General features: G+C 59.6%; 23 protein-coding genes. 12 read left to right on the forward strand and 11 right to left on the reverse strand.

Annotated features, from left to right (window positions below; genetic code table 11):
* Positions 1 to 51: 51 nt before the first annotated feature.
* Positions 52 to 573: a superoxide dismutase family protein gene (gene sodC, locus CLM71_RS10830; RefSeq protein WP_105231002.1), complete on the forward strand. Its 522-nt coding sequence runs from the start codon at positions 52 to 54 to the stop codon at positions 571 to 573.
* 7 nt (positions 574 to 580) lie between these two features.
* On the opposite strand, the gene CLM71_RS10835 is transcribed toward sodC, so the two are convergent.
* Genes CLM71_RS10835 through CLM71_RS10845 form a run of 3 tightly spaced genes read right to left on the reverse strand, consistent with a single transcriptional unit; the run spans position 581 to position 3,652 of the window.
* Positions 581 to 2,620 (reverse strand): FUSC family protein, encoded by a 2,040-nt coding sequence (locus CLM71_RS10835; protein ID WP_105231003.1) that lies wholly within the window; start codon positions 2,618 to 2,620, stop codon positions 581 to 583.
* 3 nt (positions 2,621 to 2,623) lie between these two features.
* Positions 2,624 to 3,487, reverse strand: coding sequence for an HlyD family secretion protein (locus tag CLM71_RS10840; RefSeq protein WP_105231004.1), 864 nt, complete (start codon positions 3,485 to 3,487; stop codon positions 2,624 to 2,626).
* A 3-nt stretch (positions 3,488 to 3,490) separates the two neighbouring features.
* Complete coding sequence (locus CLM71_RS10845; RefSeq protein ID WP_232251679.1) at positions 3,491 to 3,652, reverse strand: DUF1656 domain-containing protein; 162 nt, start codon at positions 3,650 to 3,652, stop codon at positions 3,491 to 3,493.
* A gap of 256 nt (positions 3,653 to 3,908) precedes the next feature.
* Between CLM71_RS10845 and slyA the strand changes: the two genes are divergently transcribed.
* Positions 3,909 to 4,343: a transcriptional regulator SlyA gene (slyA, locus tag CLM71_RS10850; protein ID WP_105231006.1), complete on the forward strand. Its 435-nt coding sequence runs from the start codon at positions 3,909 to 3,911 to the stop codon at positions 4,341 to 4,343.
* A gap of 89 nt (positions 4,344 to 4,432) precedes the next feature.
* Here slyA and CLM71_RS10855 read toward each other — a convergent pair whose 3' ends face one another.
* Entirely contained in the window at positions 4,433 to 4,900 is a 468-nt protein-coding gene (locus CLM71_RS10855) for a glycine zipper 2TM domain-containing protein (RefSeq protein WP_105231007.1), read from the reverse strand.
* A gap of 361 nt (positions 4,901 to 5,261) precedes the next feature.
* On the opposite strand from CLM71_RS10855, the gene anmK reads away from it, so the two are divergent.
* From anmK to pdxY, 5 genes are all read left to right on the forward strand, one after another.
* Complete coding sequence (anmK, locus tag CLM71_RS10860) at positions 5,262 to 6,392, forward strand: anhydro-N-acetylmuramic acid kinase (RefSeq protein WP_105231008.1); 1,131 nt, start codon at positions 5,262 to 5,264, stop codon at positions 6,390 to 6,392.
* A gap of 36 nt (positions 6,393 to 6,428) precedes the next feature.
* Positions 6,429 to 6,731 carry an MliC family protein gene (locus tag CLM71_RS10865; RefSeq protein ID WP_105231009.1) on the forward strand — a complete coding sequence of 101 codons (303 nt, stop codon included), beginning with the start codon at positions 6,429 to 6,431 and terminating at the stop codon, positions 6,729 to 6,731.
* Positions 6,732 to 6,820: 89 nt separating this feature from the next.
* Complete coding sequence (gene pdxH, locus CLM71_RS10870; protein WP_105231010.1) at positions 6,821 to 7,474, forward strand: pyridoxamine 5'-phosphate oxidase; 654 nt, start codon at positions 6,821 to 6,823, stop codon at positions 7,472 to 7,474.
* 141 nt (positions 7,475 to 7,615) lie between these two features.
* Positions 7,616 to 8,890, forward strand: coding sequence for a tyrosine--tRNA ligase (tyrS, locus tag CLM71_RS10875; protein ID WP_105231011.1), 1,275 nt, complete (start codon positions 7,616 to 7,618; stop codon positions 8,888 to 8,890).
* Positions 8,891 to 8,982: 92 nt separating this feature from the next.
* A complete protein-coding gene (gene pdxY / locus CLM71_RS10880) occupies positions 8,983 to 9,849 on the forward strand; it encodes a pyridoxal kinase PdxY (RefSeq protein ID WP_105231012.1) in 867 nt (288 codons plus the stop codon).
* A 36-nt stretch (positions 9,850 to 9,885) separates the two neighbouring features.
* On the opposite strand, the gene gstA is transcribed toward pdxY, so the two are convergent.
* The 3 genes from gstA to CLM71_RS10895 form a co-directional block, all read right to left on the reverse strand.
* Positions 9,886 to 10,491: a glutathione transferase GstA gene (gene gstA, locus CLM71_RS10885; protein ID WP_105231013.1), complete on the reverse strand. Its 606-nt coding sequence runs from the start codon at positions 10,489 to 10,491 to the stop codon at positions 9,886 to 9,888.
* An 84-nt stretch (positions 10,492 to 10,575) separates the two neighbouring features.
* Entirely contained in the window at positions 10,576 to 11,469 is an 894-nt protein-coding gene (gene dapA / locus CLM71_RS10890) for a 4-hydroxy-tetrahydrodipicolinate synthase (RefSeq protein ID WP_105231014.1), read from the reverse strand.
* 346 nt (positions 11,470 to 11,815) lie between these two features.
* Entirely contained in the window at positions 11,816 to 12,085 is a 270-nt protein-coding gene (locus CLM71_RS10895) for a hypothetical protein (RefSeq protein ID WP_105231015.1), read from the reverse strand.
* Between the two features lie 191 nt (positions 12,086 to 12,276).
* On the opposite strand from CLM71_RS10895, the gene CLM71_RS10900 reads away from it, so the two are divergent.
* Positions 12,277 to 12,588, forward strand: a complete 312-nt coding sequence (locus tag CLM71_RS10900; RefSeq protein ID WP_105231016.1) for a hypothetical protein — start codon at positions 12,277 to 12,279, stop codon at positions 12,586 to 12,588.
* Positions 12,589 to 12,607: 19 nt separating this feature from the next.
* Positions 12,608 to 12,988, forward strand: coding sequence for a nuclear transport factor 2 family protein (locus CLM71_RS10905; protein ID WP_105231017.1), 381 nt, complete (start codon positions 12,608 to 12,610; stop codon positions 12,986 to 12,988).
* A gap of 6 nt (positions 12,989 to 12,994) precedes the next feature.
* On the opposite strand, the gene CLM71_RS10910 is transcribed toward CLM71_RS10905, so the two are convergent.
* Positions 12,995 to 13,372, reverse strand: coding sequence for a RidA family protein (locus CLM71_RS10910; protein ID WP_105231018.1), 378 nt, complete (start codon positions 13,370 to 13,372; stop codon positions 12,995 to 12,997).
* A 103-nt stretch (positions 13,373 to 13,475) separates the two neighbouring features.
* Here CLM71_RS10910 and CLM71_RS10915 point away from each other — a divergent pair, with 103 nt between their 5' ends.
* Complete coding sequence (locus CLM71_RS10915) at positions 13,476 to 14,327, forward strand: aminoglycoside phosphotransferase family protein (protein WP_105231019.1); 852 nt, start codon at positions 13,476 to 13,478, stop codon at positions 14,325 to 14,327.
* Here CLM71_RS10915 and CLM71_RS10920 read toward each other — a convergent pair.
* Complete coding sequence (locus CLM71_RS10920; RefSeq protein ID WP_105231020.1) at positions 14,292 to 14,792, reverse strand: cupin domain-containing protein; 501 nt, start codon at positions 14,790 to 14,792, stop codon at positions 14,292 to 14,294. The two genes, CLM71_RS10915 and CLM71_RS10920, sit on opposite strands and share 36 nt — an antisense overlap.
* A gap of 108 nt (positions 14,793 to 14,900) precedes the next feature.
* Complete coding sequence (locus CLM71_RS10925; protein ID WP_105231021.1) at positions 14,901 to 16,076, reverse strand: benzoate/H(+) symporter BenE family transporter; 1,176 nt, start codon at positions 16,074 to 16,076, stop codon at positions 14,901 to 14,903.
* 108 nt (positions 16,077 to 16,184) lie between these two features.
* Between CLM71_RS10925 and CLM71_RS10930 the strand changes: the two genes are divergently transcribed.
* Complete coding sequence (locus CLM71_RS10930) at positions 16,185 to 16,745, forward strand: helix-turn-helix domain-containing protein (RefSeq protein ID WP_105233316.1); 561 nt, start codon at positions 16,185 to 16,187, stop codon at positions 16,743 to 16,745.
* A 178-nt stretch (positions 16,746 to 16,923) separates the two neighbouring features.
* Positions 16,924 to 19,005, forward strand: coding sequence for a prolyl oligopeptidase family protein (locus CLM71_RS10935; RefSeq protein WP_105231022.1), 2,082 nt, complete (start codon positions 16,924 to 16,926; stop codon positions 19,003 to 19,005).
* A gap of 68 nt (positions 19,006 to 19,073) precedes the next feature.
* Here CLM71_RS10935 and dtpA read toward each other — a convergent pair whose 3' ends face one another.
* The gene (gene dtpA, locus CLM71_RS10940; protein ID WP_105231023.1) at positions 19,074 to 20,591 is read right to left on the reverse strand and encodes a dipeptide/tripeptide permease DtpA; all 1,518 of its coding nucleotides are present in this window, start codon (positions 20,589 to 20,591) and stop codon (positions 19,074 to 19,076) included.
* Positions 20,592 to 20,755: the final 164 nt, after the last annotated feature.

The raw sequence follows: 20,755 nt of genomic DNA on the forward strand, positions 1-20,755 counted from the left end.
CGTCTTCTATACTCAAAGTTCGATAACGGACGTGAATGGAGAGGTTGATTTATGAAACATTTTTGGTGTGCGGCAATCGGCCTGCTGGCCTGCGGCGTTGCCCAGGCGGCAACGGAAGAGGTGGATATTCATTTGGTGACCGCGCAGGGCATCGGTCAGGATATTGGTAAGATCGCCATCAGCGAAACGCCGTACGGGCTGCAGTTTACACCGCAGCTCAAAGCGTTGCCCGCCGGCATCCACGGTTTTCACGTACATGAGAACGGCAGCTGCGAGCCGGCGATGAAAGAGGGCAAGGCGGTGGCGGCGCTGGCGGCCGGCGGCCACTTTGACCCGGAAAAAACCGGCAAACACCTGGGGCCGTATGCCGTTGGTCACCTGGGAGACTTACCGGCTATCTACGTTGCCGAAGATGGCACCGCCAGCTATCCGGTGCTGGCGCCAAGGCTGAAAAAAATCAGCGACATTGAAGGCAAGGCGCTGATGGTGCACGTCGGCGGCGATAACCATGCCGATCGGCCGAAACCGCTGGGCGGCGGCGGTGACCGCTTCGCCTGCGGGGTGATCAAATAACCGTGCGTCAGGATGGGGCCGTCATGACGGCGGCCCCATCGTCCTGCGGCGGCGCGATAGCCTGCCGCAGCTGTTGCAGCGAGCAGTATAGCCGCCACACCAGCCCGGCCAATTCCCGCGCCGCCGCGTCATGATGCTGCGCCAGCGCATCGCCTATCCGCAGTAACTCCCGCAGTGTCGCATCCAGCGAACGGTGCTGAACGCCTCTTTCCGTCATAATGCCGCGCAGGCAGTGAATACAGCGATCGCGCACCGCCGAGAGCGGATCGGAGCGCGTCTGCCAGTCACGCAGCTGCCAGACGATATGGCTGCAGTTCAGCAGCACCACGCCCCAGCGTAGCAGCCAGGTGCGCGCCTCCTGGTCCTGGCTCTGATTCAACTGGCTGATGCGGTGGTAAATCAGCGATTCGAAGCGGCTTTGGCGCAGCTGCGGCTTTTGGCTCAGTTGGTCAATAAAATCGCGCCGCAGGGCGCGGATGATGCGCCGGCTTTTGCGCTTGTCCGAACTGGGGCGCAGGATCTGGAAGGCCAGCCCGGCCAACAGAACGCCGACGATCTTGCCGATATTGTCATTGAGGAATGACTGATAGTCGTAACTCGGCGGGTTGGTGATGGTAAGAAAAGAGCCCATAAAGACAATCAGCTGTCCCCACAGCGCGGCGTAGGGGGGATTCTGCAGCTTGAGCATTTGCATGGTGACCAGCACCGGGAACAGAAAGGCGCAGAACAGCCAGAAATCATCGATTTGCACCATCAGACCGAATTTCACCACAAAGCAGCCGACGGACAGCAGCACCAGCGCTTTTAACAGCGTGGTGATGCTTTTGATCGGCGACGGCGTGGCGGAGTAGAGCACGCAACTGATGGCGGTCAGCGTCAGAGCGGCGCTGCCGGCCTCCCACTGCGTGTTGATCCAGTAGGCGCAGCCGAGCACGATGCTTAAAAAAGTGCGCAGCCCGTTGTAGGCCGCTTCATAACTGTCGGTATGGCGCGCCAGCGCGCTGACCGCCGGAGGCTGAATATTGCTGACCGGCGTGGCGTTTTCCAGCTGCAGCAGCCAGCGGTTGGCCTGCAGATACAGCCAGCAGAAGTCGCGCAGCCGCAGGAAAAAAGCATGGTGGCGATAGTCCGTTTCATCCAGCGGCGCGATCTGCTGCAGGATTTTCGCCAGCCGGTATTTGTCGGTATGCGCATTGCGCAGTTCGTCAAGCAGCTGTGTCAGTACCGGCTCCAGATTGGCCGGCGGATCCGGCCAGTTGAGCAGCATACGCCGCAGGCTGGAAATTACGCTGGTCAGGCGCAGCTGCAGGTGCAGCATGTAGTTGAGCACATGGTTTTGCCGGCGCAGCCGGTAGTGGCTCCAGAACGCCTGAATACGCAGCAGATTCATGGTGAGGATCTGGCTGATGACCCCTTCGTGGGAGGTGCGGATCTGCGGCGTCACCTCCGGTTGCCACAGCATGGCGGCGTGCTCCAGCAGGCGCAGATGCATGCGGCGCAGGGAGGTCAGCAGCGTTTCGCCGTCAGAGGTGCTGGGCAGGATCATCATCATCAGCGCGCCGCACAGGATGCCGGTAATCACCTCGCAGACGCGCGCCTGGGCAAGGTTGAAAATATCCAGCGTGTCCGTCACGTTCACCGTACTGAAGGCGATAATGGCGGCGGTGTAGCCCGACAGGGCGAAGGCATAGGAGACATTGTTCTGGTAGTGGTTGGAAATATAGGTGCACAGCCCGATCCAGGCGGCGATAAACAGCGTGAACAGCCAGGGATCGTTCAGGCAGTGGCCGGCGATGGCGACCGATGCGGCGGCGCCGATCAGGCTGCCGATAATCCGGCCGATACTCTTGCTGATAACGCCGCCCACCGTGGGGAAACTGACCACCGCCGCCGAGGTGAGCGCCCAGTAGGGCTCGTCCAGATCAAGGGCGAACGCTACCCAGAGCGCCAGACACATTGCCAACGAATTACGCAGCGCATAGCGCCACTGGCCGCCGGTGGCGCGCCCCCACGGCGTGCGTTTCCATTCCAGAAACGGCAGATTCATTGATTAACCTTTCTGATGTATCGAAATGGTGCAGGTGGTGCCGGCGACCAGCGGCAGGTCGGCGGGCACATTGAGCAATTTTATCCGTACCGGCACGCGCTGCGCCAAACGTACCCAGGGCACATTGGGTTTCACATCCATTAATAAATTGCCGCCGTTTTCGACGCTTTGGTCATAAATAGCGCGACCGATGCTCTCGACCTGTCCCTGTAAAGGCATATTGCCATTATATAAAGTGATATCCGCTTTGTTTCCCTCTTTAATATGCTTGAGTTTGGTCTCTTCAAAATAACCGAGCACATAAAAAGAGTGCACATCGACCAGCGCCACCAGCGGGGTGCCGGTGCTGGCATAGTTACCCACCCGCGCCTGTAAATTAGTGATATAACCGTCCGTCGGCGCATAAATTTGCGTTTTACTTAAATTCCATTTTGCCTGTTCAAGATTTGCCTGAGCGGCTTTATAAGCCGCTTTCATTGCCTGTGCGGTTAAATTTGCAGCGTCCAGCGCTTCGCTGGAAATAACATCGCGCGGCAGTCCGCGGCGGCGGGCGGCTTCATGTTCGGCCTTCGCCAGGTCGGACTGCGCTTTGGCAAGCGCCGCCTCGGCATTCGCCAGCGCGATGCGGTAAGGCTCGGCGTCCAGGCTAAATATCAGACTGCCGGCGGAAACATATTGGTTATCGTGTACGGTTATTTTGGTCAGCCGGCCTGAGACTTCCGGGGTGATATTGACCAGTTCCGCGCGTACTTTGCCGTCGCGGGTCCAGGGAGACTGCATATAATAATTCCACAGCCACCAACCGGCGCAAATGGCGATGGCGCAGACAATGACCGTGGAAAAATATTTTAATGTTTTATACTTCATCGGTTACAAACTCGCTAAGATCCACAAAGAGCCGCTCACGGCAATGACGAAAATGGATAAATCCATTAACATTGGATGCCAAATTTCGCCGGAATAGAGCCAGTCGCGCAGCAGGCGATGCACCAGCAACCAAAAAACCAGACCTAGTAAGAATGCTTTAAACATGGGGGGGAAATAAAGCGATGCGCCCAATACCAAATCGGGCAGTGCTGCGCTCGAATGTAACCATGGCGTAATCAATTTAACTATTCCTACGTGCAAATGTGTAATATATTCGAGTATTTGGTAACCAAATACTGCTAAGTTTACTGACGGCTTTGAGAATATCCATTATATACATTTGTATTTTTAATGTGATTTACCCAAAATAGAGTATGGTCTGGGAGATTAATATTAGCATGCTAATTATAAGGAGGGGTAAGTGGAATCAACTTTAGGTTCGGATTTAGCACGATTGGTTCGTGTTTGGCGCGCGCTCATCGATCATCGGCTAAAACCGTTGGAGCTCACCCAGACGCATTGGGTGACGCTGCACAATATCAGCCGGCTGCCGCCGGAGCAGTCGCAGATTCAGCTGGCGAAGGCGATTGGCATTGAACAACCCTCGCTGGTGCGTACGCTGGATCAACTGGAAGAGAAGGGGCTGATCACGCGGCATATCTGCGCCAACGACCGGCGGGCGAAACGCATTAAACTGACCGAGGCCGCCGCGCCGATTATCCGCGAGGTGGACAGCGTTATCAGTTCGACACGCGGTGAAATCCTGAACGGCATCAGGCCGGAAGAGGTACAGCTGTTGGTGACGCTGATTGGCAAGCTTGAGCAGAACATTACCGACCTACAAAACAAACAATAATCTTCAAGATTTTTGCACGATTACATTTACAGCAGCAAAACATAAAACCGGAGGCCAGGGCCTCCGGTTTTACGTTGGGAAACAGCGTGTTACAGCGGAGATACGGTAACCGTATTGCCGGAGCGCGCCATACGCACGCGCTGGCCCGGGCTGAACTTGGTGGCGCCTGCTTTCTGCACCACGACAATGTTGTCGCCTTTGGTGTCCGGACGGATTTCCAGCTCGACGCCGGAAGTACGGCCGGCAACGTCGCCGATCTGGTCGCCCGCCACGCCGCCGGCGACGGCGCCTGCTGCGGTGGCCAGGCTACGGCCGGTGCCGCCGCCGATCGTGTTGCCGAGGAAGCCGCCGATCACTGCGCCGCCGATGGTGCCGAGCATGTTAGAACCGCCTTCGCCCTGGATTTTCACCGGACGCACGGATACCAGAGTGCCGTAGCTGGCCTGCTGCACCTGCTTCGCCTGTGCCGACGTATAAACGTCGCCGGACATGGAATCATTGGCGCAACCGGCCAGCGTCAGCCCGGCTAGAGCAACAACGATAAGACGTTTGATCATATAAAACTCCTGATTTTAGTGTTCCATAACCTGGCCATCCCAGGCGAGAGTCAGTGAAAGATAGACAAAGTATGGCTCAAAGCTGCGCAAATGCCTATTAGGCCGCGCGTGCCGCACCTTACCTCTCCTTCCAGCATAATCGTGCACCGTTCAACCAATAATAAACAGCTGTTTAAATTTATCACAGTGTATCGCCGTACGGCTCAGGGTAAAACGTGCGCCTGGCGCGTGCTAAAAATAAACGTTTTCTCTCACAATCGCAAAAAAGGCATCCTAATTCATGGCGTTAATAGATTAATTCTGGTTTATTTGTCTGAGTGACAACGGTTAAGCAGACCCGCGACGGGGAAAGGACAGGTTTATGAAGTCAGGCCGCTATATCGGCGTTATGTCAGGCACCAGTCTGGACGGGGTAGACGTGGTGCTGGCCGCCATTGATGAACGTATGGTGGCGCAGCAGGCCAGCTACAGCCATCCGCTGCCGATTGCGCTTAAGCATGAAATCCTCGGCATGTGCCAGGGCCAGCCGACCACGGTCTCCGCCGTCGGGCAGTTGGACGCCAGGCTGGGCACGCTGTTCGGCGAAGCGGTGCTGGGGCTGCTGGAGCAAACCGGCGTGCCGGCCCATGAGATCACCGCCATCGGTTGCCACGGGCAAACCATCTGGCATGAGCCGGAAGGAGACACGCGTTTTTCGATGCAGCTGGGTGACAATAACCGCATCGCCGCGTTGACCAACATTACCACCGTCGGCGATTTTCGCCGCCGCGATATGGCCTACGGCGGGCAGGGCGCACCGCTGGTGCCGGCGTTCCATCAGGCGCTGCTGTCGCATCCGGCGGAGCGGCGCATGGTGCTGAATATCGGCGGTATCGCCAACCTGTCTATGCTGCTGCCGGGGATGCCGGTGCGCGGCTTTGACACCGGGCCGGGCAATATGCTGATGGACGCCTGGGTATGGCGCCATCGCCAGCAGCCGTATGACAAAGATGCCGCCTGGGCGATGAGCGGGCGGGTTTGCCTGCCGCTGTTGCAGCAGATGCTGGCCGATCCTTATTTTGCGCTGCCGGCGCCGAAAAGCACCGGACGGGAATATTTCAATATCGGCTGGCTGGAGCAGCAGTTGGCGCGGCTGCCGGGCGTCAGCGCGGCGGACGTGATGACCACCCTGGTAGAACTGACCGCCGTCACTATCTGCGAACAGGTGATGCTGGCCGGCGGCAGTGAACGGCTGCTGGTGTGCGGCGGCGGGGCGCGCAATCCGCTACTGATGGCGCGCATGGCGGCATTGCTGCCCGGCACCGAGGTCAGTACCACCGACAGCTTCGGCATCAGCGGTGACGATATGGAAGCGCTGGCGTTTGCCTGGCTGGCGTTCCGTACCCTGTCCGGCCAGCCGGGCAACCTGCCGTCGGTGACCGGCGCCAGCCGCGAAACGCTGCTCGGTGGGATTTATCCGGTTTTCCCATCGCACCGGCGTCCGCTCTGTTAGGATAAAAACGATCGCCTGACTACAAGGAATAACCCGATGAAAAAACTTCTTCTTGCCGGCCTGACGCTGGCGCTCGGCGGGTGCAGCTATTTCCTGCCGCAGCAGAGCCAGGTGCTGCACTACCAGTGCGGCACCACGCCGCTGACCGTGGCGCTTAACGGTGAAGACAGCACGGTCAACCTGTTGCTGGATGGCCAGCAGCTGACGCTGAAGCAGCAGTTGGCCGCCTCCGGCGCCAAATACGGCGACGGCAAATATACGTTTTGGTCCAAGGGGCAGAGCGCGTTCGTCGAACGTGACGATAAAGTGATTATGAGCGACTGCACGCTGGTGAACTGAGATGGCGCCCGGCGTGCGGTAAAGATTGAGATTATGGCGCGTCGGGCGCAGAATAATCCCACCTATTTTTTGGTTGGTTGATACACCAGATGTCTGATAACTCTCAGTTTGATGTCGCGGACCTGCGCCGCGAATACACCCGTGGCGGCCTGCGTCGTCAGGACCTTACGGCAAACCCTCTGGATCTGTTTGAGCGCTGGCTGCAGCAGGCCTGCGAAGCGCGCCTGGCCGATCCCACCGCCATGTGCGTGGCGACGGTGGATGAGCAGGGGCAGCCGTATCAGCGTATTGTCCTGCTGAAGCACTATGACGACAAAGGGCTGGTGTTTTACACCAACCTTGGCAGCCGCAAGGCGCAACAGCTGGCGCACAACCCGAAAATCAGCCTGCATTTTCCCTGGCATACGCTGGACCGGCAGGTCAGTTTCCTCGGCACGGCGGAGCGCCTGTCGACGCTGGAAGTCATGAAATACTTCAGCAGCCGGCCAAAAGACAGCCAGATCGGCGCCTGGGTGTCGCAGCAGTCAACGCGCATCTCGGCGCGTGGCGTGCTGGAGAGCAAGTTCCTCGAGCTGAAGCAGAAATTCCAGTCCGGCGAGGTGCCGCTGCCTAGTTTCTGGGGCGGTTTCCGCGTCAGATTCGACTCCGTTGAGTTCTGGCAGGGCGGCGAACACCGTTTACATGACCGTTTCCTGTACCAGCGCGACGGGAATGACTGGAAAATTGACCGACTGGCGCCCTGACGCGCAGAAAATACCGTTAAGCGCTGGCAGAGTTGAGGCCGGCGCTTTATTCTATGCGCTTCATTCCGATTTTATTATTTCGCCACTGGGCGGAAGGCCGTGTACCGGCAAAGGTGCATTCGTTTATACATGGAGAACTTGATGGCTAGCATCAACCTGATTCAACAATTGCAAGAGCGGGGCCTGGTGGCCCAGGTGACGGACGAGGAAGCGTTAGCAGAGCGACTGGCGCAAGGGCCAATTGCGCTGTATTGCGGCTTCGATCCGACCGCTGACAGCTTGCATTTGGGCCATCTGGTGCCGCTGCTGTGCCTGAAGCGTTTTCAGCTCGCCGGCCACAAACCGGTGGCGCTGGTGGGCGGGGCGACCGGTCTGATCGGCGATCCGAGCTTCAAGGCGGCGGAACGCAAGCTGAACACCACGGATACCGTTAACGAGTGGGTGGAGAAGATCCGCAAACAGGTGTCGCCGTTCCTCGATTTCGACTGCGGCGACAATAGCGCCATCGCTGCCAACAACTACGACTGGTTCGGCGATATGAACGTGCTGACCTTCCTGCGTGACATCGGCAAGCACTTCTCCGTTAACCAGATGATCAACAAAGAAGCGGTGAAGCAGCGCCTGAACCGTGACGATGTCGGCATCTCCTTTACCGAGTTCTCCTACAATCTGCTGCAGGGTTACGACTTTGCCGAGCTGCACCGTCGTCATCAGGTGGTACTGCAGATCGGCGGTTCCGACCAGTGGGGCAACATCACCTCCGGCATCGACCTGACCCGCCGTATGCATCAACAGCAGGCGTTCGGTCTGACCGTGCCGCTGATCACCAAGGCGGACGGCACCAAATTCGGCAAAACCGAAGGCGGCGCGGTATGGCTGGCGCCGGAAAAAACCAGCCCGTACAAGTTCTACCAGTTCTGGATCAACACCGCGGATGCGGACGTGTACCGCTTCCTGAAGTTCTTCACCTTTATCAGCCTGGAAGATATCAACGCGCTGGAAGAAGAGGACCGCAACAGCGGCAAAGCGCCGCGCGCCCAGTACGTGCTGGCGGAAGAAGTGACCCGTATGGTGCACGGCGAAGAGGGGCTGGCGGCGGCGCAGCGTATTACCCAGAGCCTGTTCTCCGGCGCGCTGCATGAGATGACCGAAGCCGATTTCGCGCAGCTGGCGCAGGACGGTATGCCGTCGGTCAAGCTGGATAAAGACGCCGATCTGCAGCAGGCGCTGGTTAACGCCGAGCTGGTGCCGTCACGCGGCCAGGCGCGCACCATGATCGGCTCCAATGCGGTGAGCGTGAACGGCGAGAAGCAGTCCAACGCGGAATACGTTTTCAGCGACGACGACCGCCTGTTCGGCCGCTATACGCTGCTGCGTCGCGGTAAAAAACATTACTGCCTGGTTGAGTGGCAGTAATCGCAATTAACAGAAAGGGGCCCGCTGCGGCCCCTTTGTCATTACCCGGTCAGGAACGGCACGCTCCCGGCCTTTGAGATTTACGCACGCCAATGAAAAACATTCTTTCCATTCAATCACACGTGGTGTTCGGTCATGCCGGCAACAGCGCCGCGGAGTTCCCCATGCGCCGCATGGGCGTCAACGTCTGGCCGCTGAATACCGTGCAGTTTTCCAACCATACGCAGTACGGCCGCTGGACCGGCTGCGTGATGCCCGCCAGCCACCTGAGCGAGATCGCCCAGGGCATCGCGGATATCGACCAGCTGCAGCGCTGCGACGCGGTGCTGAGCGGCTATATCGGTTCTCCCGAACAGGGCAGCCATATTCTGGATATCGTGCGCCAGGTGAAACAGGCGAATCCCGACGCCTGGTATTTTTGCGATCCGGTGATGGGTCACCCGGAAAAGGGCTGCATCGTGGCGCCGGGCGTGGCGGAGTTTCTGTGTCAGCAGGCGTTGCCGTGCAGCGATATGGTGGCGCCGAACGTGCTGGAACTGGAACAGCTCAGCCAGCGTGAGATCGCCTCCGTCGATCAGGCGGTTGACGCCGCGCGCGCGTTGATTGCGCGCGGGCCGAAAGTGGTGCTAGTGAAACACCTGAGCCGCGCCGGGTATCGCCACGACGCGTTTGAGATGCTGCTGGTGACGGCGGAGGAAGCCTGGCATATCAGCCGTCCGCTGGTGGACTTCGGCAGCCGTCAGCCGGTGGGCGTGGGCGATTTGACCAGCGGCCTGCTGCTGGTGGATCTGCTGCAGGGCAAGGCGCTGGACCAGGCGCTGGAGCACGTGACGGCGGCGGTGTATGAAGTGATGCTGACCACCAAGGAGATGGGCGAGTATGAACTGCAGGTGGTTGCCGCGCAGGATTATATCGTCAACCCGCGCTGCCATTTTGCGGCGGTGAAGCTCGGGGCATAATTCTTTCCCCGCCGTTGCGGCGGGGAAGACAAACACTTACTGCAAACCTTCGGCATTCAGCGCTGCGGCGACCGCCGGGCGTGCCGCCACGCGCTTCATATAGCCGGTCAGGTGCGGATAGGGCTGCAGATCGAACTGCAGCGCTACCGCCCAGCGCAGCACGGTAAACAGGTAGGCGTCCGCCACGCAGAAGCGGCTGCCCAGCAGGTAGTGTTGCTGCGCCAGCACGTCGTCGAGATAGTGGAAATGCTGCTCCAGCTTGGCGCGCGCCATCGCCAGATACGCTTCCGGCGTTTTAGGGTTGAACAGCGGGGTAAAGCCCTTGTGCAGCTCCGTAGCGACAAAGTTCAGCCACTCGATCGCATGGTAGCGCGACAGCGTGCCCGCCGGCGGAATCAGTTGACGGTCGGGCACCCGATCCGCCAGATACTGCACTATTGCCACGCCTTCGGTCAGCAGACTGCCGTCATCCAGCAGCAGTGCCGGAACCTGTCCTTTAGGGTTAATCGCCAGATAGTCGGCGCCGCTCTCGGTGGTTTTGCTGACCAGATCGACTTTTTCCGCGGTGAAGTCCAGCCCCGCCTCGCGCAGCACGATATGCGGAGACAGGGAACAGGCGCCGGCTTTATAGAACAGTTTCATCGTTTGACTCCTTGATAAGGATAAAAGGCGTGCGTGCCTAACCCTCTATCCTAGCGCCGCCGCGATGAAATTGCCGCGCTTCAGCTAACAAATTTCACTGACGGCTTCATCCTGCGGCTGCAGTTGCGCCAGCGTGGCGGCAATTTGCTGCTGCAGCGCCAGCGGCGCGGTTTGCATCGGCGCGCGCAGCTCGTTGCGCAGCAGTCCCTGCTGCGCCAGCGCGGCTTTCACCGGTGCCGGGTTGGCGAAACTGAACATCTGACGGATCATCGGCAGCAGTGCGTAGAAGTTGGCGCGCGCGGCGGGCAGATCGCCGTCGGCGACCTGTTGCACCAGCTTCACAAAGCGCTCCGGGTACAGATGTGCCGACGCGGAGATCGCCCCGGTGCCGCCGAGGCACAGCGTGGAGAGAATCAGGTTGTCCTCGCCGGTCAGCACGTCAATCTCGCCGTCGTCGATCAGCGCCATGGTGACGTCCGGATTGCCGCCACACTCCTTGATGGCTTTCACCTGCGGGTGGCGGGCAATCTGACGCAGCGTGTCCAGCTCAAGGGTGACGCCGGTGCGATAAGGCACGTTGTACAGGATCACCGGCACGTGCGACGCGTCGGCCAGCGTGGTGAAGTACTCAACCAGCCCGGACTGCGACGGACGGATGTAATAAGGTGCGGGAACCAGCACGCCGGCAATGTCGCGCTGTGCAATCGCCTGCTGCATCTGCAGGGTGGCGGTCAGATTGTTGCCGGCCAGCCCCATGACGACCTGGTGCGCCGGCGCCACTTCCAGCACCGCGTCCAGCACCGCCAGTTGCTCCTCTTTATCGAGCGCGGCGGCTTCGCCGGTGGTGCCGCACACCACCAACCCGTCGACGCCGGTGGCCAGCAGATGCTGCGCCAGACGTTTTAGCGCGGGAAAATCGACGTTGTGTTGATTAAACGGGGTGACTAACGCTACCCAAATACCGGAAAAAGAGGCCATAAAAATTCCTTCTGAGTGACCGTGAGAGAGGCCAGATGAAAAAGCAGCGAATGGGCGTTGCGCGTCGTGCTGCCAGCTCATCTGACAGGACAGCGCCCCGGTCAGACGAGCGGCTGCTTCTGCAATGTATCGATCAGGCCGCCGGCAAACATCGGCGCACTCGGGCGGTATGTCGGGGGATAGTACAGCGGCATGATGGCGTTCTCATAACGGGATAATAGGGGATGATGATGAATACTCCCGATCGGGCTGTCAATTTATAACAGGTTGATAACATTGTTATTCATGATGGCCGAAGGCTGATGAGTTTCGCTAATAGCGCGGTGCGGACGATCGCTGTCTGGGGTCAGACATCGTCCCGGACGCCGAATTTACGGTCAAACTCGCGGCGGTAGGCGCGCGCCTTGTTGCGATCGCGGATCCACAGATAGCCGCACACCAGCGCCACCGCGCCGGAAAACACCATATTACGCATATCCTGGTCATAACAGTACACCAGCAGGGTATCCAATGCGGCGATCAGCGCAAACCATTTATAGACGTGGGACTGCCGCCGCGTTGCCGCGTTCAGGCGTTTCAACTGTCTGGCTTCGTCGAGCACTGGTTTTTTCTGCATGATTTTCCTGTCTGGGATTTTTATTAGAAATAAATTAGCAGAGATTTGATGATTACCGAACCGGTTAATCTGAGTTTTTTCTGAGTGATGGCGGCAGAGAGGGGCAGATCGGCATGCCGGGAAGATGCTTTTACTACCCGGTCGCTTGTTTATTCTGATAATGTGATTTTTTATTCACTCTGGAGGGCGGTATGATCGTTCGTACCTGGCACGGCTGCGTGCCGCAACAACATCGGCAGGGTTTTGCCGATCATCTGGCTGTCACAGGCGTGCAGCATGCTAAGGCAACGGCTGGAAACTGTGGCGCTTTTGTCCGGCAGGAACTGCAGGGCGACTACGTGCACTTTTTTCTGGCTACGTATTGGGAGTCGCTGGAGGCCATCAGGCAATTTGCCGGCGAGCATTATCAACAGGCGGTCACTTATCCGGATGATGAGGCATATGGTTTGATTTCAGACCCCTATGTTTTTCAGCATCGGGTGACGGAGATAGCCGAACTGTAACCACCGCGAGGAGAATGTGATGAACCATCGAACGTTACGACCGGAAGAGTTGGTGCAACAGCAGCTTGAGGCTCACAACGCGCGGGATATCGACGCTTTTCTCGCCTGTTGGGCCGAGGATGCGCAGTACTATCAACATCCCGACAAACTGCTGGCCAGCGGCAAGGCGGAACTTCGCGAGTACCATATCGCGCGCTTTCGCGAGCCGAGCCTGTTTGCCGAGCGCGTAAAGCGTATTGTGGTTGCCAATAAAGTGGTCGATCAACTGCGGGTGACGCGTAATTTTCCCAACGGACGCGGCAGTATGGACGTGCTGGTGATTTATGAGATTACCCAGGGGAAAATCGCTCGCGCCTGGATCACCGTTGGCCCCTGCGTGGTAGACGAAGGGGCGTTGTGACGCCGCTTACAGCGCGATAACGGCTTCGATCTCAACGTTCACATCTGCAGAAAACAGCGCGCTGACGGCCAGCAGGGAGCAGGCCGGCAGCGCATCTGCCAATGCCTCTGCCAGCACCGGACGCACCGACGGCAGGTCGGCGATATCGGTCAGAAACACCGTCAGTTTAATCAGCGTTGCCAGGCTGCCGCCCTCATTACGGGCAATGGCGTCCAGCTGTTGCAAAACGGCCTGCGTTTGCCGTGCGGCCGTCTCTCCCTGCGCCTCGCCGCCGAATGCCGTCAGCCCGGAAACGTACAACAGATCGCCATGGCGCACCGCATGCACATACGGGCCGCCGGGCGCGGTTAAAAATGGGTAATTAATGCGTTTTAGTCCAGACATACGTAATTTCCCCTTAAGGCGAAGGCAATAAAATCGATACACTGGGCTGACAGGGCGGCATAACGTGCGCCCGCACTTTCAGCTATCAAGATGCGAGAGGGCGATGAATCAGGCTTTTACTCCCTACCTGCAGCGCTGGGCGCTGACGCCGGACGGTAAGGCATTTGAAACCCATAGTAGCCTATTGATGCCGGTGCGCCACCAGGGGGCGCCGGCGATGTTGAAAATTGCCCGTGAGCCGGAGGAAAAATTCGGTGCACGGCTGATGTGCTGGTGGCAGGGCGACGGCGCGGCGCAGGTGCTGGCCTGTCACGGCGACGCGCTGTTGCTGGAGCGCGCGCAGGGGGCGCAGTCGCTGACCCAGCTGGTGCGTACCGGTGATGACGAGCGGGCAACGGCAATCCTGTGTCAGGTGGTCGCCCGACTGCACAAACCGCGCGCGCAGCCGCTGCCGACGCTGATAGCGCTGGACCAGTGGTTTGGTTCGCTGTGGCCGGCGGCGCAGGCGCACGGCGGCATGCTGCGGCTGAGCGCCAGCGTGGCGGCGGAACTGCTGGGTAGCCCGCGCGAGCAGTGCGTGTTGCATGGCGATATCCACCATGACAACGTGCTGGATTTCGGCGAACGCGGCTGGCTGGCCATCGATCCCAAGCGCCTGTATGGCGAACGCGGTTTTGATTACGCCAATATCTTCTGCAATCCCAATTACGGCATCGCCACCGATCCGCAGCGCTTTCAGCGGCGCGTTGAGCAGGTCTGCGCGCTGGCCGGCTTTGAGAGGCGACGTCTGCTGCAGTGGATCCTGGCCTGGGCCGGGCTGTCCGCCGCCTGGTTTATGGAGGACGGCGATACGGCGGATATCGATTTCCGCGTGGCTGAACTGGCGGCGACCGCGCTGGGGCTGTCGCCACCGGACGACTCAGGGTTCATCCTGCCAGTAATCGAGCGATGCTGAAGGTCGCTGCAGATAGCGCGCCTGATAATCGCCGGTAAACGCCATGGCCTGATACTTGCCGGAATCCGGGTACTCCACCAGCTCCGGCTGTTCGCGGGTACTGATGGAAAGATAGGTCAGCGGCGCGTCGGAGCTGTTGATCAACTGGTGGGGGTAGTCCGGCCCCGGCGGGATAAAAATGGTATCGCCGGCGCTGACCGGCAGCATTTCGTCGGCCACGCGCAGGGTGCCGCAGCCTTCCAGAATGATAAACATCTCTTCCTGCCCGTAGTGGAAATGATAAGGGCAGGAGCGTTTGCCGGGGGCGACGGTATCGATGGAGGCACCGAGCTTGCTGGCGGCGGTGCCGGTACCCAGCCGTGCTGACAGGCTGTCGTACAGCGGCGGACGGCTGTCGTGGCGTTTGGCGATCTGATGGTAATTGCGGATCAGTTTCTGGCGTAGCTGTGCGGCATGTTCAGACATAGATTCGTTACCCCGTCACTTATTCATGGAGTGAGCGTTGTACAAGCAGAGTCGGCCAACGCGCTGGATCTCAGTTAACCAGAATATCCGCCCGGATGCGACCCGTCTTCAGCGCATTGCCCGTGCCGGCCACGCCAGCAGCAGATGGGCGAATACGCCGCCAACCAGCCCCCAGAACGCCGCGCCGACGCCAAACAGCGTAATGCCGGAGGCGGTGATAAGAAAAGTAATCAGCGCAGCGTCGCGCTGCCGTTCATCGTGCAGAGCACGCTGCAGACTGCCGCCGATGGCGCCCAGCAGCGCCAGCCCGGCGATAGTGTGGATCAGCGCTACAGGCAGCGCGCTGAGCAGCAGGCCGATAGCGCCGCCGAATAGCCCGGCCAGCAGGTAAAAGCCGCCGGCCGCCATTGCGGCCAGATAGCGTCGTTTCGGATCCGGGTGCGCGTCCGGCCCCATACAGATGGCGGCGGTAATTGCGGCGATGCAGACGGAAAAGCCTCCGAACGGCGCCAGCAGCAACGCGGTAAGCGCGGTCCAGCTAATCAGCGGCGAGGTGGGAACCTGATAGCCGGCGGCGCTGAGCGTGGCAATCCCCGGTGCATTCTGCGACGCCATGGTGACGATAAAGAACGGAACGCCGATCCCTAGCAGTGTAGAGAGACTGAACTGCGGCGCGATAAACTCGGGCGGTGCGATGGCGCCGTGTAACGGTATCGGCGCGATCGTGCCCTGCAGCGCGGCGACCGCCAGCCCGGCCAGCAGCGTCAGCACAATGGCGTAACGCGGCAGCAGACGGCGCGCCAGCAGATAAGTCAGACACATGGCGCCGGCCAGCGGCAGGTTGCTCTGCAGCGCGCCGAAGGCGTCCAGCCCGAAGCGCAGCAGAATGCCCGCCAGCATCGCGGCGCAGATCGACGGCGGAATAATATGCATCAGCCGGGCGAACAGTCCGGTGACGCCACACAACAGAATCAGCCCGGAGGCGAAGATAAACACGCCGATGGCTTCCGGCAGCGAGGTGCCGGGCAGGCTGGTCACCAGCAGCGCCGCGCCGGGGGTTGACCAGGCGGTGAGAATCGGCGTGCGGTAATACCATGACAGCCCTAGTGAACTGACGCCCATCGCCAGCCCGAGCATACTCAGCCAGCCGCCGATTTGCTGCGCGCTGGCGCCGGCGGCCGCGGCCGCCTGAAAGATAATCGCCGCCGAACTGGTATAGCCTACCAGTACGGCGACAAAGCCGGCGATCAATGCCGGCAGGAATATGCCGCTTGCCCGTTTCATCCTATCCCCTGGTGCTTGTGCGTTATAGCGCACGATTGCGCCGAGCATAGCACTGTGCGTTATAGCGCACAAGGCGCTATAATCGGCCCAGCAATGCGAGGAGAAATGATGCAACCAATGAGCGGCCATCTGGCGCAAACCCTGAAAGCACTGCGTCATCAGCGCGGTTGGAGCCTGAGCCAGGCTGCCGATCAAACCGGCGTCAGCAAGGCAATGCTGGGACAAATTGAGCGTGAGGAGTCCAGCCCGACGGTAGCAACGCTGTGGAAAATCGCCACCGGTTTTAACGTGGCGTTTTCCGCTTTTCTGGCGCCGTCATCGCCGCCTACGCCGACGCTGCACCGTCAGGGAGCGCTGCCGGCCTTTATGCAGGAGAACGCCGCCATGCGTGTGACGCCGCTGTTCCCGTTTGACGCGCAACTGGGCTTTGATATGTTCGCCATCGAGCTGGCGCCCGGCGCCTTCAGCGAATCGACGCCCCACGAGCCGGGGGTGATCGAACATGTGGTGGTGCTGAGCGGCGAGCTGGAGCTGGCGATCGACGATCGCTGGCACCGTCTGGCGGCCGGCGAGGCGATGCGCTTTCAGGCCGACCGTCCCCATGCCTACCGCAATAGCAGTGCGCAGGCGGTGCATATTCACGATCTGATCCATTACCCGCGTACTTAACCCGTTCGCCGCGTTTTGACAGCATGGCAGTGAATGGGTAGTTTGTTGATAATCACTCTCATTTGATTGTTTAACCGTGCCGGTTATGCCGCACAGCAAAAGGAGCTTGATGGTGCCGTTCGCTAATCGACGTCAATTTCTTAAACTCGGTGCACAAACCGCAGGAGCCGTTATCGCCATGACTTCACTGCCTAACAGTATCCGCCTTGCCATGGCGGGCGCACAGCCGCCCGCGGACGATCAGCTGTGGCTGGAACCCTTGCAGGGGAGCGAAGCGCTCAACTGGGTCAAACAGCAGAATCAGCGCACGCTGCAGCAGTTTGCGCAGGACAGCGCCTTTCCGCAGTTGGAAAAACAGGTACTGGATATTCTGAATAAAGAGACGCAGATCCCCTGGGTCACCAAATTTGGCGACTATTACTACAACTTCTGGCAGGACCAGAAAAATCCGCGCGGCCTGCTGCGGCGCGCCACGCTGGACGAGTACCGCAAGCCGCAGCCAGTCTGGGAAACGGTGCTGGATATCGATGCGCTGGGCAAAGCGGAAGGGAAAGAGTGGGTGTATCACGGTTCGCAGTCGCTGGAGCCAGAACATCGCTATTGCCTGATTAATCTGTCGCCGGACGGCGGTGATGCGGTAGAAGTGCGCGAGTTCGATTTACACAACAAACGTTTTGTCGAGCAGGGGTTCCGCCTGCCGGCGGCGAAAAGCGTGGTGTCCTGGGCCAGTGTCGACGAACTGTTCGTCGCCACCGATTTCGGCAGCGGCTCACTGACCCAGTCCGGCTACCCGCGTACGGTGAAGCGCTGGCGGCGGGGGACGCCGCTGGACAGCGCGGAAACGCTGTATCAGGCGCAGCCGGAGGATATGCGCGCCTATGCGTATCACGACGATACGCCCGGTTTTGAGCGCGATTATATCGTGCGCATGATCGACTTCTATCGGCAGGAAACCTTCTTGCTACATGCCAACGGCGAACAGCAGCGTATTGAGGTGCCGTCTGATGCGGAGATCAACAGCCACCGCGACTGGCTGCTGATTAAACCGAGAAGCGACTGGCAACTGGAGGGGCGGACTTATCCGGCCGGCGCACTGCTGGCAGCCAAATTCGACGACTATCTGGCCGGCAGGCGGAAGCTGGAAGTCCTGTTTACCCCCAGCGCCAACCAGGCGCTGAGCGGTTATAGTACGACGCGCGACCACCTGATCGTCGGCATTATGCAGGATGTGGCCAACCGCCTGGAGGTGCTGACGCCGCAGGGCGACAGCTGGCACTCCCGGCCGCTGGGCGTACCGGTCGAATTGAGCACCGTCGCCGCCGGCGGCATTGACAATAAGACCAATGATTACTTCCTGACGGTCAGCGGATTCCTGCAGCCGACGTCGCTGTATCTGGGCAGTCTGGACGATGAGGACGAACCTGAACTGCTGAAGCAGGCGCCGCAGGACTTTGCCGCCGATAAGTATCAGGTCAGCCAGCACTTTGCGACGTCGCAAGACGGCACGCGGGTGCCGTATTTCCAGGTGGCGCGTAAAGGGCTGCGGCTGGACGGCGATAACCCGACGCTGCTGTATGGTTACGGCGGCTTCGACGTTTCCTTGCTGCCGAGCTATCTGGGGGCGCGCGCGCCGACCTGGCTGGAGCGGGGCGGCGTGTATGTTATCGCCAATATTCGCGGCGGCGGCGAGTACGGCCCGGCCTGGCACCGGGCGGCGCTGAAGCAGAACCGCCATCGCGCCTATGAGGATTTTGCCGCCGTGGCGCAGGATTTGATGGACAGAAAAGTGACATCGTCACGCAGACTGGCGGCGCGCGGCGGCAGTAACGGCGGCCTGCTGGTCGGCAATATGCTGACGCACTATCCGCAGCTGTTCGGTTGTATCGTCTGTGAGGTGCCGCTGCTGGATATGCGGCGCTACACCAAGCTATCGGCCGGTGCGTCGTGGATTGCCGAATACGGCGACCCGGATAAGGCGCAGGAGTGGGAATATATCCGCACCTTCTCGCCGTACCATAACCTGAAGGCGGACGTTGCCTATCCACCGGTGCTGTTCCTGACCGCCACCAGCGACGACCGGGTCAATCCGGCCCATGCGCGTAAAATGGCGGCGCGTATGCAGCAGATGGGCTATCAGCAGGCGTACTTTTATGAAAATACCGCCGGCGGCCACAGCGCCGCGGCGGATAAGCAACAGTCGGCGTTTAACGCCGCGCTGGTCAGCGAGTTCCTCTGGCACAGCCTGAACGGCGCAGGCTAGGCGGTAGGGTAAACGACAGCATAAAAAAAGCCGGTCAGTTGACCGGCTTTTTTGTGCATCAGGAGCAATCAGTGGCTGGCGGAGGTCGCCGGCGCTTTCTGCGTGGCGTCCTCGGGGTTGTCCAGCGTCATGCGGTGCAGCTTCGGCGCGGTCAGCATCATCAGGATGGCGATCACCCCGGTCGCGATGCCGATCTGCAGGAAGACGTGGCTGTAAACCGCCAGTGAAGCGTGAGCGTCGTTAAGCTCGCCGGCCGGCGTTGCGGTCAGACCGGCCACTTTACCGGCGATCAGCGCGGCGGCGGCGGTGGTCAGGAACCAGGAGCCCATGATAAAGCCCATCAGACGCTGTGGCACCAGCTGCGCCACCATCGCCAGACCCAGGCCGGAAATCATCAGCTCGCCGATGCTCTGCAGCGCGTAGCTCAGAATCAGCCAGTTAACGGATACGATACCGGCGTCGTTAGCGAAGCTGGCGCCCCAAGGCAGCACCAGGAAAGCGCCGGAACACAGGATCATGCCGAAGGCGAATTTGTGCGGCATCGGCAGGCGGTCGCCCATTTTATTGTACAGGGCCGCCAGAATCGGGCTGGCCACCATGATCCAGAACGGGTTCAGCGCCTGATACTGTTCCGGTTCAAAAGGAATGCTCAGAATGCTGTGCTCCACGTTATGGATCGCAAAGAAGTTCAGCGAGGTCGGCATCTGGGCATACAGCACGAAGAACACCACCGCTTCCAGCATCAGCAGGAAGGCGACGATCATCTTGCGGCGCGCGGCGCCCTGCATGGTGAAGGTCTCTTTGGCGAACACCAGCACGATGCCGGCAGAGATAATCGCCAGCGCCCAGCGGGCGATCGTCTGGTTGTGCAGCAGCCAGGTGGAGATGGCGATCAGCGCCACGATGCCTACCAGCACCATCAGCAGCTTCGGCAGGTGCAGCGGCTTGAAGTCCGGCTTGGAGCCGTGCTGCTTCACCCACTTCTTGCACATCATAAAGTTGACCAGAGTGATCAGCATACCGACCACGCTCAGGGAGAAGGCGACGCTCCAGCCATATTTGGCCGCCAGCCACGGGGTAGCCAGCATCGACATAAAGGAACCGATGTTCACCGACATGTAATACATGGTGAAGGCGCCGTCCAGGCGCGGGTCATCTTTCTCATAGCAGGTGGACAGCAGCGAGGACGGGTTGGCCTTGAACAGGCCGCTGCCGACGGCGATGGCCGCCATACCGAGGTAAACCCAGAAAATATCGTGGCCGGAGTAGGCCACCATGGCATAACCGGCCGCCAGCACCAGCGCTCCCAGCACGATGACGCGTTTGGTGCCGAGCACTTTATCCCCCAGCCAGCCGCCGATGGCGACAAAGCCATAGACCAGGGCGCTGAACGAGGAGAACAGGGTGATGGAGTCGGCTTCGCTCAGGCCGAGCATCTTGACCAGATACACCGCCATGATGCCCTGCAGGCCGTAGTAGCCGAAGCGTTCCCAGAGTTCGATAGAGAAGATCAGGTAGAATGCTTTCGGCTGCTTAAAAGCATTAAGGCTGATGTCTTCCGGGTGTTTGTTGTTTGCTGTTGACACAAGTACCTCGATTTTTCACAACCCGTCATAAGTGACAGGAAAATACAAAAGGTGATGCCGAAAGCATCCTTCTGCGTTGTTATAAGATGGGATGACGGCGGTTAATGTTCACTATCTTTGTCAACCTGGCAAGCTCTTTGTCATATTCGGTTACATATAACGAC

Source organism: Serratia sp. MYb239 (genome assembly GCF_002966855.1).
In the GTDB taxonomy this organism is placed as follows: domain Bacteria; phylum Pseudomonadota; class Gammaproteobacteria; order Enterobacterales; family Enterobacteriaceae; genus Serratia_B; species Serratia_B rhizosphaerae.